Source organism: Luteibacter sp. CQ10 (genome assembly GCF_040900725.1).
In the GTDB taxonomy this organism is placed as follows: Bacteria; Pseudomonadota; Gammaproteobacteria; order Xanthomonadales; family Rhodanobacteraceae; genus Luteibacter.
Genome location: NZ_JAEUYM010000007.1, coordinates 36,084 through 47,989, shown reverse-complemented (window position 1 = coordinate 47,989; position 11,906 = coordinate 36,084). Strand labels below are relative to the sequence as shown.

Genomic DNA, 11,906 nt, shown 5'->3' with positions numbered 1-11,906 from the left:
GTCAGTGGCCGCCCGTGGCGAGCAGGGACAGGACGCACTGGGCCGAGCCACTGGTGGCGATATCCCGGGGCGTCAGGGTCAAGACGATGTCGTGCTTGGCGAACTCGATGGCCAACACGCTGCCGATTTCCGAAGGCACCGCCCGTTCAACCCACCCGTGCGCCGTCAGGTCGGCGCGCAGCTGGTCTAGTGGCAGGGCGCACGCCGGGGCCGGGTCGGCGGCCCGGTCGTCGTTGTAGAACCAAAAGCCAAAGACACGCCCTTGGGAAGCTCGTGCGTCGGCTTGCTGGACGCCATAGGTCCAGCCTCCGCCGAGGCTTCCGCTGCGATATGCCGTCCACTCCTCCCCGTTGCTCAGGTCAGGCGTCAGGGTCACCCCCATGCGTTGTCCGACCTGGGCGGCTGAAAAATCGCTCGACGATTGAACCTCGGACAGAAAGCGAAGCACACGGTCGGCGGCATCGCGGGCGCCCGCCAGCACGGCCGGGCTTGAGGCGGCAGAAGTCATTGGGTTGTCCAGGCTGGGGGTTGCGTTCGTCGAAGGGTGTGGGCGTGGCGACGGTGTCTGGCGGGCCGGGGCGGTACAGGCCACCAGAATGGTGGCTAGCACGCTGGCTAGGGCAGCAGCGGGGCGCATCATCGGGGCATCATCCGTGGCTCCTTGGGATTGGTCGCTTACGGCCGACCGTACCATCTTAGCGAACTGTCAGCACGTATTCGTACGGCATGGTGAACGCCTTCACTACATGCCTTTGGTGAAGGTCAATTTTTCGTGGCGAAACCACTGCAGGGGTTGGGGCTGGTTCGCCGAATTTCTCTACTTTTGAATGGCTCGAAAGGCAGGGATCGGTCAATGTCCTGAAGCAGATCAATCGGACTGCCACAAGTGCGATGGGCATCCTTCGTTGTCACGCAAATTGGGAATCCACGCTTGCCGACGCCGCATGCGTCGCCAACACTTGGTCGATGCCACACATGGCGAAAATGCGTTGCCATACGTCGATGCTTGCCGGTTTGAAGGTGTCGTACAGCGTTTCGCGGCAGAGGAGTCGGATCGACTGGGCGAACTGTACCTGTTTTTTCCAACGCGCCACAGAGAGACGCCATGCTTGGCCGCTGACCAAGAGCGACGAAACAGCCTTGCGAAGGCGAACCATGTCAACGCCGTGGGTTTCGAGGGAGGTGCGTTGAGACATCACACGCACGCGCTTGCTGTGCACTGATGGGTCTTGATTGAGGACAGTTACCTCGCGTAGCGCCGCAATTGCCAGGATGAGCCACGCCACGGTCTTAGTCGCCATCAAGTCGTCCGCCAAATTATCGTTGACGGTATCGCCAGTAAATTCATGCAAGCGACAACTGGCGACGATGGCTTCGGCCTGCGCGTCGATCGTCGATGCCAAGCCTACGCCGAGCTTGCGCCTGGAGCCAGTGAGCACATGTCGAAGGGCATGATTCGCCATCGCGAGATGATCAATACCTGCCGGACTCTGAAACTGGCGGATGAGTTCGCCGATCGATGCGTGACCACTCTCAGCGAGCACTTGCAGTAGATCGCCTTGAAGGCCGGCGCTTTCGTTCGTCAGAAGATCTATGCCAAGCTCGACCCACAGGAAGCGGTTGAGTGCGATGTGAAGCAGCAAGCGTGAGAACAACGACCCGTTGCGCTCATCAGCATGCGATTCAAGGTGGCGCCACGGCAATGCAGCGATAGATGCCTGTATGCGTCGCTGTCGGTCGGTAGCACTCACTGCTGCGAGATACTTCCTGGTGTAAAGCCAATGCTTCAGCACCACCACGCCTTGGGTTTCGTTGACCGTGCGATAGATGTCGTCTTGACACACCCGCAGCGCGTACCAACCCGCCGGGCCCATGGCAGGCACGAGCTCAGTTACGCCATCTGCCCACTCAACTTCAGATGTATTGGTCAGATGCAATAACCAAGGGTATTTATCCCGATCCGACCGTGGAATGCAGTCATGAACGGTCTTCACGAGCAGGTTGTGCGCGGCCATCGGTCCATCTGGCTCGTCCATGGTCGCCCGGTTTGGGAGGCGGGAGACCAATCGTTGAGCCTCGGCGGCGCCGCCGCCGCGCATCTCCGGTGGAAACGTCGCTTGTGAGCTGCTGAGCCACTTCGGGTTGTGCGTCGACATAAGGCAGTGCACCTTGCCGAAGAGTCGAAGCTCCTCCGCAGTTGCGTCGACTGGCGCCCCCTCTGGCAAGGAGAGGATCTCCCGGATGGTCGATCGTACGGTGCCATCGCAGGGAAGCTCAATCGAACGAGATGAGCGAGAGCCGCCCTGTGCAAGGCGAATGGCCTTGTCCAGAGCGGCTTCCTGGCTCCTGTAATCGTGGGCGGGCATCGCCTCAACCCGGCACGAGGGTCGAGGCAACGAGGCCGCGACGCTTTGCGGAGAGACGCTCACGGGCCATCTGAGGGACGCGCTCGCCCGCTTCGGTGCTGCGCAGCGAGATGACGATCGCACCGGCGAGAATGAGGCCCTCGCTCAGGGTCTCGACGCGGCCCGCATCGACATAGGCTTTCGCAACCTCGGTCACGACCTCGACTTCGTCGTTCTCGGTCAATGCGCGGGCCAGGTGCCACGCCTGTTGGCCCTGGCGCACGGTGATTTTGGTTTCATGGAGGTACGGCAACGTGGGTTTGCTCATTGGAATGCCCCTGGATTGATCGACCTTGAAATGGGTCGAGTTGGTGACCCCGTGGATGGGGTGACTCCACTGTGCCCCCGAGGCCACCAGCCCGGTAGCCTCCAAAACCCCGCGAAATGATTCGGTTCAGCAAATGTGACCGAGATGCCGAGTCAGCGCCGTTAATCCAATATATTCAGAGACATAGCGTATTTATCGATGGGCAATGGCCGCTCCGACCTGGGCCGATCGCGGGAGCGCCCGTGCTCCGATAGGCAAGTGCCTTTCCAGAACTGAGGCCTCTCATGGTGGCCTTTCAGAAGTTGCGTTCTTGGTATCGTGCTGCCCAACCCCTTGTCGGGCCTCATAACCGAGTCAACCAAGGGGGCAGCAGAGGAGCCTAGGTGTTCACCCGCTCCACTCAGCGCCGCGGCCGCGCTAAATGCCCTTGTGCTTCGATTAGCGAAGCCGGCGCGTGATCCGTCTCTAGTCCGCGGACATTTGCCACGACGGCCCGTTGCCGTCCCGGCCGTCGAAGGCGCGTCTCGCTTCGCGGATGGCCTCGACGTTCTCGACCACCCAGGTCCAGATGGGCGACATTCGGATCCGTAGTCCCATGCCCATCGGCGTCAGCTCGTACTCCACACGGGGCGATATCTCACCAAAGTCGCGCCGGACGACCAGACCGTCCCGCTCCATGGCGCGCAGCGTCTTGGTCAGCATGCGCTGGGTCACGCCGGTCATCTGCCGTCGCAGTTCCGCATGGCGCATCGTGCCGTTCACGCCGAGAGCGTGAAGGATGTCCAGGGCCCAGCGGCTGCCCGCGTGGGCAAGCACCTCACGCCTGATGCCGTCCTCGTCTTGCCCCAGCGCCTGGCAAACGATTTCCGCGTGATAGAGGGTGTCGTCGTCGGTCATGTCCCTCTCCTGGTATCACGCGTGTGCCTTCTTACGGGGGATGGCAAATCGTGGAAGCATTTGCGCATCTTACAAGCATAGATCTTCGTCATCCCCATGACCGTCATCAAACAACTTCCATCCCAGTCCATTCTCGTTCTCGGCGCCGGTGAGTTGGGCCTGCCGGTATTGCGCAACCTCGTGAAGGTGGCCAAGCGTGCCCCGGGGTCGAGCATCAGCGTCCTGCTCAGGGATTCGACCATCCACACCACCGACCCTGTAAAGAAAAAGGACATCGACGAACTGCGAGGCCTTGGCGTGCAGATGGTCGCCGCCGACCTGGTCAACGATTCGATCGATGAGCTGGCGGCCGTGTTCGCGCGGTTCGATACCGTCATCGGATGCGCCGGCATGGTTGCAGGGCGGGAAACCCCCATGAAACTGGCCAGGGCGGCGCTGAATTCCGGCGTGAAACGCTATTTCCCGTGGCAGTTCGGCGTGGACTACGAGGCGATTGGCCGGGGCAGTCCGCAGGACCTGTTCGACGCCCAACTCGACGTGCGCGAGTTGCTGCGTTCCCAGGACAAAACCGAATGGGTCATCATTTCAACGGGCATGTTCACCCCTTTCCTCTTCGAACCCGTGTTCGAGGTGGTCGATTTCGAGCATGACACGGTCAATGCGCTCGGCAGCCTTGAGACCAGTGTGACCCTCACCACCCCCGACGACATCGGTGTGCTCACGGCGGACATCGTCTTTTTCGAGCCCCGCTTCCGAAACGACGTCGTCTACCTCTCCGGTGACACGATCACCTACGGGGAAGTGGCCGGCATCCTGGAACGCGTGCTGGGCCGTCCATTCAAGCAAAATATTTGGACAGTGCCCTACCTCCTGGACGAGCTGAAGACGGATCCCACCCACCACATCAAGCAATACCGTGCGGTGTTCGCCCAGGGGCGCGGGGTGTCCTGGCCCAAGGCCGTGACGTTCAACGCGCAGCACTCCATTCCTGTCACCACTGCGGAAGCATGGGCGTGCGAACACCTCGCGGGTAAATGAGTTCCGGCGGCGGGCCTGTCCGGTCGCGTATGGGACCTCGCCTTGGAAGCGAAAGTCATGCGCCGTCCAGGCTGTATTGGGACGCTTTGCTAAGTGGCGAAGGTATCGCTTCGGATATCGCTGCCCGCAAGCCGATGAAGTCGCTCAATCGACTGACCAGCCGATCAATGCGTTTGCGTCAGCCTGGAGCGCAACGCCTTTGCCAAAGCCTTTCCCAGATAAAAGCGATCGCTACGGCAGATATTGAAGCCCGTGACCGTTAACGGTGACATCCCCCGATAGGTGACGGAGAGGTCTTGTTTGCACTTCTCTGTGCCGTCGAAGCGGACGGCGGCCTGGCCACTTCCTCCACCGATCAGGAGTCCACCGAGGTCAAGGGCATGCCAGCGATGCGTCCCTGCGGCGGTGGCCTCGATGGACGTCACTGTCCGATCCGAGTCATTGATGAAGGTCACGAAGTGCGTTGCCGCCTGTGCGGAACGGGTGAGTAGCACGCCCAGAAACATGACGGTCAGTGAGCATGTGAGGCGGCGGCGTGTGCCGTGGTGCTGGTCCATTGGGCATCTCACCATGTGGCGTCACGCTCGCGCGTGACGAGTTCGCCCGACAACCCGGCTCCGTTGAACAGGAATCGTCGGCGGCAGACCTGCACGCTATGGGGTTTGGCTGGCGATACTCAGGCGCAAGGCTGGCCTCCCGACGACGATTCATGTCGGGTTTCATGCGCATGAAGCTCTGAGCACTAGAGCCGGCAGTCCCGCGCAGTCGTCCTCGCATGAAGATCGAGGCGCACCGCGACCCGCGCGGCCGTGGCTCGGGCCTGAGCTCCGGCCAGCCCACCGGCCGGTACTGAGCTCGCACCGCCGTGCTCCGATTCGACGATGTCGGCGGCGAGAAGAAGGCTCCTCGCCGCCACGCCGGATCAATTCTTTTCTGCGATGAACTGCCGGGTCGTCACGGCCCGTCCATAGAACGGCACGATGTCGGCCAGGAACGAGACCTGTTGCTGCCTGGAAAACGCCGCGGAGGCATCGTAAATCACGTTGGTGTTGTAGCCCAGGTCATGGCCCTGGCGAAGCGTGGACTCCACGCACAGATGCAGGGCATACCCCATCAGGTAAATGTCCTCGATGTGGTTGTTGCGCAGATAGCTGTCGAGCGACGTGCCGGCGAAGGCACTGCTTCCCGTGCGCTCGCGAATCACGTACTCGTCGGGCATGGGCTCGAATCCGTGAAAGATATTCGCCTGCTCGCCGAGGAACGACCTGTACTTCGGCATGGCCGCACGAAGACCATATTTGGCCTGTCCCAGCACCTTGTAGGAAGGCTCGAGCGTCATGGTCACGTAGATGACTTCCATGTGCCGACGACGCGCTTCGGCCAGCACGCTCTTGGCGTTGGTCACGGAACGGTCGAACTGCTCGCGGTCCTTGAACTGGCCATTGATGCCACCGGTCGGAGCCATCCAGTCGTTCTGGAACTCGATGAGGATGAGGGCGGATTTCCTGGGCGAGACCGTCTCGGCCTGGGCCGTGCCTGCCAGGGAAGCCACCAGAAGCAACGCGGCGGCGGCCGCGCGATAAAGAAACGAAGTCATGCGAAAGATGCCTGGGAAGAAGGGAAGGGGCTCAGCCGTTCAACGTGCGACCGCCGTCGACGGTCAGCTCCGAGCCGATCGTCCAGCACGATTCGTCCGACGCGAGATACACCACCGCTTTGGCTACCTCCTCGGGCGTGCCGAACCGGCCGGCCGGGATGGTGGCCAGGATGTCCTGGTTGACCTGCGCGCGATACGCGTCCGGAATGCCGAGCTTGTCGTAAAGCGGTGTTTCGACCGGGCCCGGGCTCACGGCGTTGACGCGAATCCCGCGATCCAGCAGTTCGCTCGAGAGCGTCTTGGCCATGTTGAGGAAAGCGGCCTTGGTAGCCGCGTAGACGGACGAGCGTGCCGCGCCCACATGGGCGTTGATGGATGTGTTGAGCACCACGGAAGCCGGGTTGGTAAATACCGGCAGCAAGGCCTGCATCAGGAAGTACGGTCCCTTGACGTTGACGGCGAAGGAGCGGTCGAACATGTCCTCCGTCCAGTCTTCCATCGGCACCCACACGGACACGCCGGCGTTGAGGAACGCGATATCGAGCTGGCCGAAATGGTCCTGGACCGTGCGCGCGAGCGCCTGCTGGGCGGACACGCTCGCCGAATCGGCGCCCACCACCAGGACCTCGCCGCCCAGGACGGTGCGTGCTTCGGCCAGGGTGGCGGGATTGACGCCCGTGACGATCACGCGGGCGCCTTCGGCGAGGAATTGCTTCGCGGTTTCGAGGCCGATACCGCTCGTACCGCCGGTGATGAGGGCGCGTTTACCTTCTAAACGGGACATGCTCTTGCTCCGGATGGGCCGGCCGACATGGCGCGGGTGGGAGAAAGCATGGATCCATGCGTTGACAACGATAAGCCCGCATGTATGGATATCATCCATGTTCCAGATGCATAGGTGGATCGGATGGATCGCATCCTGCTAATGACCTCGTTTGCCCGAGCCGTTGAAACCGGCAGCTTCTCGGCGGCGGCGCGGGACCTGGGCATCGGGCAACCTCGGGTCAGCCGGGACATCGCCGCGCTCGAAGACCATCTCCAGACGCGGCTGCTGCATCGATCCACCCGGAAACTGACCCTGACGCCCGAAGGCGAGCGGTATTACGCGGACGCGCGGCGCATCCTCGACGCGGTGGGTGAGGCCGAGTCGTCCCTGCTCAAACCCGCCGAGGCGACCGGCTTGCTGCGCGTCGCCTGTCCCACGGCATTGGCGCACGCTTTCGTCTTGCCTCACGTGCCCGATTTTCTCGCCAGGCACCCGGCGGTGTCGCTGGATCTTCAGATCAGCGACCGGTATGCCGGCTTGGTGGACGAGGGCGTCGAGTTGGCCATTCGCATCGGGCACCTCGAAGACAGCGCGTTACGCGCGCGGCGGGTGGCGCTGTTCAAGCGGGTATGCGTCGCCAGCCGGGAGTATCTCGCCGTCCATGGCGTGCCTGAAACGCCGGACGATCTGCGGGCGCACGAATGCGTCGTGTACACGCTGCTGACCTCGGGCAGCACCTGGCGGTTCAAGGATGCCGAGGTGACGGTGTCGGGGCGGCTGCGGGTCAGTTCGCCCGAAGCGGTCCGCGATGCGGTCACCGCCGGGGTGGGCGTGGGCTATGGACCCCAATGGTTGTTCGCCGACGGACTGCAGGACGGTCGCCTGGTGTTGCTGCTGCGCGACCACGAGGCGCCTCCCGTTCCCATCCAGATGCTCTATGTCGCCAACCGGCTGCTGCCGAAGCGTGCCCTCGTCTTCATGGATTATTTCGCCGCGGCGTTTGCCCGGGTTGCCGGGCTCAATGGCGGCCTTGATGGGTAAGTGATGAGTTCGACACACGGTGTTGGCTCTGGGCAGCGACAACGGCTTCCCCAGACCGACGGAACGGATCGAGTACGTCGGAGCGGTCATCCGTGCACGCCGTGGCCTGTCCCGTCATCAAAGCCCTTTGAGCGACGCGATGAACGAGGCGAGGAGCAAGAGCATCCCCGCCACCGTCACGAGCTTTTGTGTCAGGGAGGTGGGCCGGATCCTGCCCGTCCGATACCCATCGAACACGTCCCTGAGCGGCATGCGGGGCGAAGGTCCAGGCTCGTGGTGCGCGCCGAGGTCGCTCACCCACGTCGCGGTTTCCGGCCGTGATGCGGTGCCGATCACGGTCAGGCCCGTCAACCAACGCGCCAGTTGCACCAGGATCGAACCGCCGCCGCCGGCCGCGCCGATCACGAGCAGCGTGGTGCCGGACGGCGTCTCGTCCCCCGGGATGCTCAGGCGGCCCATCTCGAATGCGGGGAACAAGCGGGCGCGTGTGCGATCACGCCAATGGAGTCGCGAGCGCTTCTCGGCGTCGTACGAACGGCGAACGATGCGCATACGTGACCCATCGCCAGACCCACTCGAGTGGACCCATCTCGAAACGGTTCAGCCACCAGGTCGACCAAGCCAATTGCAGCGCCCAGATGCCGACGACGATCGCCCACAGCGCCGGTCGATCCACCTGGCCCATCAGTGCGCCCCGTCCGCCATAGAAAATGCTGGTCATGATCAGGGACTGGGTGAGGTAGTTGGTGAAGGCCATGCGACCCGCCGCGGCAAAGGGCGTCAGCCACCGGCTCGGTCCGCGGCGCAGCGCGAGGATCAGCAGGGCAACGTACCCCAGGGCGGCAAGCGGCGACAGGAGGTCGCTCAGGAAGGTGTCGTAGCGGGTCGGCATCGAGCGCACGTCAGCGTGCCAGGTCAGCGGGGCTAGCGCCATCAAGGCGGCGATGCCCGCCGACGCCACGACGACGTACGTTCGGCGCGTAAGGGCGCCGGTGAAGAAGCGCGCCTTGAACAAGCCGAGGCCGATCATCATGAGGGCGATGGTGCGTGGCAGGAGTCGCCAGAGGTTTTGAAGCTGGTGCACGTAGGTGCGGGTGTTCAACGCATAGGCGCCTCCGGCGGATGCCGTTGCCTCCGCGATCTCCGCGGAGACGATCGGCGATGCGTGCGGGTGCGACCGCGTTCCGTGATCGGTCGACGCGACGGGTGCGGCCATGGCATGCACCGGCGGTGCGTCGGGCCATGCGTGGCAAGCGGTCACCAGCATGATCGTCGTTCCTACGCTCAACAGCACCTTCGGCCCCAAGGACCGGAGCGCGAACATCACCACGCCGGCGCACGCATAGGTACTCAGGATGTCGCCCCACCAGATCCCGAAACCGTGGATCGCGGCGAAGACGAACAAGGCCGCCAGGCGGCGCGCGAGGTTGATGCCCTTGCGCCGGTCGGACAGGTTGCCGCCGACGAGAAACAGCGAGATACCGAAGAGCATCGAGAAGATGGCGACGAATTTCTCGTGGAAGAGCCAATCCATCAGCCAATACGACAAGGCGGTGGGGCCATCGTTGCCGAACATCCAGGCGTCCGGCCTCAGGGATGCGTGAATCGGGGCGGCAAAGCCGTCGGCATTCACCGCGAGGACGCCGAGGATGGCGACTCCCCGGATGACGTCGAGGGACGGTATGCGCGCTTTCGTCATGGAGGGCGTATTCAAACCGAGTCGTCCGGGCCAGCGAGGAGGTCGTCAGCGACAGCAAGCACCATGCCAGTGCCGTCGGGCGCGGTCCGGCGCGTCCGGTGCCTTGGACCCTGCATGTCCCCGGACGCCGGGAGATGTCCGCGGACACACGGCGGCGATGCCGTCACGCGATGGTGTCGCTCGGCGAATCTTGCGATCCTACGGAGCCGACGCCGCACCTGCCGAGCCCCGACACCATGCCCCGTTCTAGCCATCCCCAGGACGATGCCGAAGTGAAGCAACTGGCCGAAGCGCTTCGGGCGGCCGTCAGTGCCTTCGTCCGCCATGTTCGCGAGAGCGGCGCGGACGTGCGGACGGCGCAGTGGGACACGCTCGATTTCCTCGAGTCCCATGGTGCCCAGAGCATCGCCCATCTCGCGCGGCGACGCGGGGTCAAGCACCAGAGCATGCGGCTGGTCACGGCCCAGCTGGAGGCCGACGGGTTGATCGAGCGTGTCGAGGAAAGCCCCGACCTGCGCGGCTACCTGCTGGCGATCAGCGCGAAAGGACGGAAGCATCTGCGCGATGCCCGGTCCGCGCGCGCGGACCGCATCGCGCATTTGTTGGCGACACGCCTTCCTCGCGACGACTTCGGCGATCTGAAGCGCGCGATCGACATCCTGGACCGGCTGGCGCGCGAAGACGTCGCCGATGCGGGCTAACGCGCGCGCAAGGCTGCCAGGACGGCCGGCAGCGTGTTGATGCCCCAGTGCTCGACGTAACGCCCGTCCTCGACACGGACGATGTCGATGACGTCGATCGCGATGGGAGCCTGCGTCGCCGGTACGCCCAGAAGCGGACCGGTATGGAGCCCGGTGATGCGTTTGCGCGAGGTCACCTTGTCGCCTTCGCCGACCTGATCGAGCACCTCGACCTCCAGGTCGGACAACGCCGGATGCAGCACCTTCTCGAACGTGTTCCACATGCTCTCCGGCCCGGCTGGCGTGCCGGGAGGCGCGGAGTGGTTCACGAAGTCGGGCGACATCAGCTCGTCGAAGGCGGCGCGGTCCAGGTTCTGGATCACCTCGGCATTGAAGCGGCGTACTACGGCTTTGGGCGTGTCAGGATTCATTGTTCGGGCCTCGCTGGGTTATGACGTGTCACAGGTCCATGAGGCGCCCAACTATACAGTAAAACCTGTATAGTTGGGCGCTTTCGTTCCCGTGCCTTTCCGGAGATGTCCTCTTCACGCGAGCCTAGGCACCGTGGCGCCGTGGATGACCTCTTCGGCAAAGTGGACTTCGCCGCCATCACTTCTTGGGGAGTCGAGGATGGAAGTAAGCGCCACTTGCGAAGCGTGTCGAGGCAGCGATGACGTCGGTGCCGGACTTGTCATGGCCTTCCAGCCCATCGTCGACCTCAAGCACGAGAGCATCTACGCCCACGAGGCACTCGTCCGGGGGATGCATGGCGAGGGGGCGGCGGACATCCTGGGTGGCGTCGACGCCGCCGGTCGCTACGCGTTCGACCAGGCCTGCCGCGTGCGTGCCATCGAGTGCGCGAGCCAAGTCGGCCTGCCGGCCATGCTCTCGATCAACTTCCTGCCCAATGCGGTCTACGAGCCGGCGCATTGCCTTCGAGCGACCCTGGCGGCGGCGGAGCGCGCTTCATGGCCGTTGTCCCGGATCATCTTCGAAGTAACGGAGCACGAGGAAATCACCGACCACCGGCACCTGCTCGCCATCCTCGAAGCCTACAAGGCGCGAGGATTCAAGACAGCCATCGATGACTTCGGCGCAGGGTACGCGGGCCTGAACCTGCTTGCGGATTTCCAGCCCGACCTCCTGAAGCTGGACATCGGTCTCGTGCGTAACGTGCACCGCGACAACGTCCGGCGGCGCCTCGTCGCGCATACCGTCCGGATGTGCGAAGACATCGGCGTCGAAGTGATCGCCGAAGGCGTGGAAGAAGCGGACGAAGCGAGGGCGCTGTTCGACCTGGGCATCCGGCTGCAGCAGGGATTCCTCTTCGCCCGGCCGACACTTCCTCCCTTGTCCGACGCCGTCTTCCCGATGCGTTGACGGGCGCAGCGAACGAGCTGTCGCACGCGCTATTCCCCAGCGAACGAAAGCGTGCAGAAAGGAAGCGGGCTCGCAAGATCCCGTCAGGCGTCGAGCGAACCTGCGAACTGCTTGCATGTTGAAGTAGCGATCAAT

At 63.5% G+C, this 11,906-nt stretch carries 13 protein-coding genes and 1 pseudogene; 4 read left to right on the top strand and 10 right to left on the bottom strand.

The genetic code is table 11. From position 1 onward, the window contains the following. Window position 1 precedes the first annotated feature (1 nt). From JNG39_RS20330 to JNG39_RS20315, 4 genes are all read right to left on the bottom strand, one after another. Complete coding sequence (locus JNG39_RS20330) at window positions 2-508, bottom strand: hypothetical protein (protein WP_368313782.1); 507 nt, start codon at window positions 506-508, stop codon at window positions 2-4. 400 nt (window positions 509-908) lie between these two features. Beyond that, window positions 909-2,366 carry a hypothetical protein gene (locus JNG39_RS20325; RefSeq protein ID WP_368313781.1) on the bottom strand — a complete coding sequence of 486 codons (1,458 nt, stop codon included), beginning with the start codon at window positions 2,364-2,366 and terminating at the stop codon, window positions 909-911. A 4-nt stretch (window positions 2,367-2,370) separates the two neighbouring features. Next, window positions 2,371-2,673 carry a hypothetical protein gene (locus JNG39_RS20320; RefSeq protein ID WP_368313780.1) on the bottom strand — a complete coding sequence of 101 codons (303 nt, stop codon included), beginning with the start codon at window positions 2,671-2,673 and terminating at the stop codon, window positions 2,371-2,373. A gap of 465 nt (window positions 2,674-3,138) precedes the next feature. Then, window positions 3,139-3,570, bottom strand: a complete 432-nt coding sequence (locus tag JNG39_RS20315) for a winged helix-turn-helix transcriptional regulator (protein WP_368313779.1) — start codon at window positions 3,568-3,570, stop codon at window positions 3,139-3,141. 96 nt (window positions 3,571-3,666) lie between these two features. Between JNG39_RS20315 and JNG39_RS20310 the strand changes: the two genes are divergently transcribed. Beyond that, window positions 3,667-4,608 carry an aromatic alcohol reductase gene (locus JNG39_RS20310; RefSeq protein ID WP_368313778.1) on the top strand — a complete coding sequence of 314 codons (942 nt, stop codon included), beginning with the start codon at window positions 3,667-3,669 and terminating at the stop codon, window positions 4,606-4,608. Between the two features lie 164 nt (window positions 4,609-4,772). Here JNG39_RS20310 and JNG39_RS20305 read toward each other — a convergent pair whose 3' ends face one another. From JNG39_RS20305 to JNG39_RS20295, 3 genes are all read right to left on the bottom strand, one after another. Further along, a complete protein-coding gene (locus JNG39_RS20305) occupies window positions 4,773-5,165 on the bottom strand; it encodes a hypothetical protein (protein WP_368313777.1) in 393 nt (130 codons plus the stop codon). A gap of 365 nt (window positions 5,166-5,530) precedes the next feature. Then, window positions 5,531-6,205, bottom strand: a complete 675-nt coding sequence (locus JNG39_RS20300) for a cysteine hydrolase (protein ID WP_368313776.1) — start codon at window positions 6,203-6,205, stop codon at window positions 5,531-5,533. Between the two features lie 31 nt (window positions 6,206-6,236). Continuing rightward, the gene (locus JNG39_RS20295) at window positions 6,237-6,989 is read right to left on the bottom strand and encodes an SDR family oxidoreductase (RefSeq protein WP_368313775.1); all 753 of its coding nucleotides are present in this window, start codon (window positions 6,987-6,989) and stop codon (window positions 6,237-6,239) included. A 123-nt stretch (window positions 6,990-7,112) separates the two neighbouring features. Between JNG39_RS20295 and JNG39_RS20290 the strand changes: the two genes are divergently transcribed. Further along, complete coding sequence (locus JNG39_RS20290) at window positions 7,113-8,012, top strand: LysR family transcriptional regulator (RefSeq protein ID WP_368313774.1); 900 nt, start codon at window positions 7,113-7,115, stop codon at window positions 8,010-8,012. 273 nt (window positions 8,013-8,285) lie between these two features. Here the strand turns inward: JNG39_RS20290 and JNG39_RS20285 are convergent. Together JNG39_RS20285 and JNG39_RS20280 are read right to left on the bottom strand one after the other, a co-directional pair. Next, window positions 8,286-8,423: pseudogene (locus tag JNG39_RS20285) on the bottom strand (zinc-binding alcohol dehydrogenase family protein); the annotation flags it as partial. Window positions 8,424-8,505: 82 nt separating this feature from the next. Continuing rightward, window positions 8,506-9,711, bottom strand: coding sequence for a DUF418 domain-containing protein (locus JNG39_RS20280; protein WP_368313773.1), 1,206 nt, complete (start codon window positions 9,709-9,711; stop codon window positions 8,506-8,508). Between the two features lie 272 nt (window positions 9,712-9,983). On the opposite strand from JNG39_RS20280, the gene JNG39_RS20275 reads away from it, so the two are divergent. After that, a complete protein-coding gene (locus JNG39_RS20275; RefSeq protein ID WP_368313772.1) occupies window positions 9,984-10,412 on the top strand; it encodes a MarR family winged helix-turn-helix transcriptional regulator in 429 nt (142 codons plus the stop codon). Here the strand turns inward: JNG39_RS20275 and JNG39_RS20270 are convergent. Beyond that, window positions 10,409-10,822, bottom strand: a complete 414-nt coding sequence (locus tag JNG39_RS20270) for an ester cyclase (protein WP_368313771.1) — start codon at window positions 10,820-10,822, stop codon at window positions 10,409-10,411. The genes JNG39_RS20275 and JNG39_RS20270 overlap by 4 nt on opposite strands. 199 nt (window positions 10,823-11,021) lie before the next feature. Here JNG39_RS20270 and JNG39_RS20265 point away from each other — a divergent pair, with 199 nt between their 5' ends. Continuing rightward, a complete protein-coding gene (locus JNG39_RS20265) occupies window positions 11,022-11,771 on the top strand; it encodes an EAL domain-containing protein (RefSeq protein WP_368313770.1) in 750 nt (249 codons plus the stop codon). Window positions 11,772-11,906: the final 135 nt, after the last annotated feature.

What these genes read in the sequence shown, in the direction of transcription:
- JNG39_RS20330 (WP_368313782.1), bottom strand. Translation starts at nt 508, where the DNA reads ATGACTTCTGCCGCCTCAAGCCCGGCCGTGCTGGCGGGCGCCCGCGAT.
- JNG39_RS20280 (WP_368313773.1), bottom strand. Translation starts at nt 9,711, where the DNA reads ATGACGAAAGCGCGCATACCGTCCCTCGACGTCATCCGGGGAGTCGCC.
- JNG39_RS20290 (WP_368313774.1), top strand. Translation starts at nt 7,113, where the DNA reads ATGGATCGCATCCTGCTAATGACCTCGTTTGCCCGAGCCGTTGAAACC.
- JNG39_RS20305 (WP_368313777.1), bottom strand. Translation starts at nt 5,165, where the DNA reads ATGGACCAGCACCACGGCACACGCCGCCGCCTCACATGCTCACTGACC.
- JNG39_RS20300 (WP_368313776.1), bottom strand. Translation starts at nt 6,205, where the DNA reads ATGACTTCGTTTCTTTATCGCGCGGCCGCCGCCGCGTTGCTTCTGGTG.
- JNG39_RS20265 (WP_368313770.1), top strand. Translation starts at nt 11,022, where the DNA reads ATGGAAGTAAGCGCCACTTGCGAAGCGTGTCGAGGCAGCGATGACGTC.
- JNG39_RS20270 (WP_368313771.1), bottom strand. Translation starts at nt 10,822, where the DNA reads ATGAATCCTGACACGCCCAAAGCCGTAGTACGCCGCTTCAATGCCGAG.
- JNG39_RS20310 (WP_368313778.1), top strand. Translation starts at nt 3,667, where the DNA reads ATGACCGTCATCAAACAACTTCCATCCCAGTCCATTCTCGTTCTCGGC.
- JNG39_RS20325 (WP_368313781.1), bottom strand. Translation starts at nt 2,366, where the DNA reads ATGCCCGCCCACGATTACAGGAGCCAGGAAGCCGCTCTGGACAAGGCC.
- JNG39_RS20295 (WP_368313775.1), bottom strand. Translation starts at nt 6,989, where the DNA reads ATGTCCCGTTTAGAAGGTAAACGCGCCCTCATCACCGGCGGTACGAGC.
- JNG39_RS20315 (WP_368313779.1), bottom strand. Translation starts at nt 3,570, where the DNA reads ATGACCGACGACGACACCCTCTATCACGCGGAAATCGTTTGCCAGGCG.
- JNG39_RS20320 (WP_368313780.1), bottom strand. Translation starts at nt 2,673, where the DNA reads ATGAGCAAACCCACGTTGCCGTACCTCCATGAAACCAAAATCACCGTG.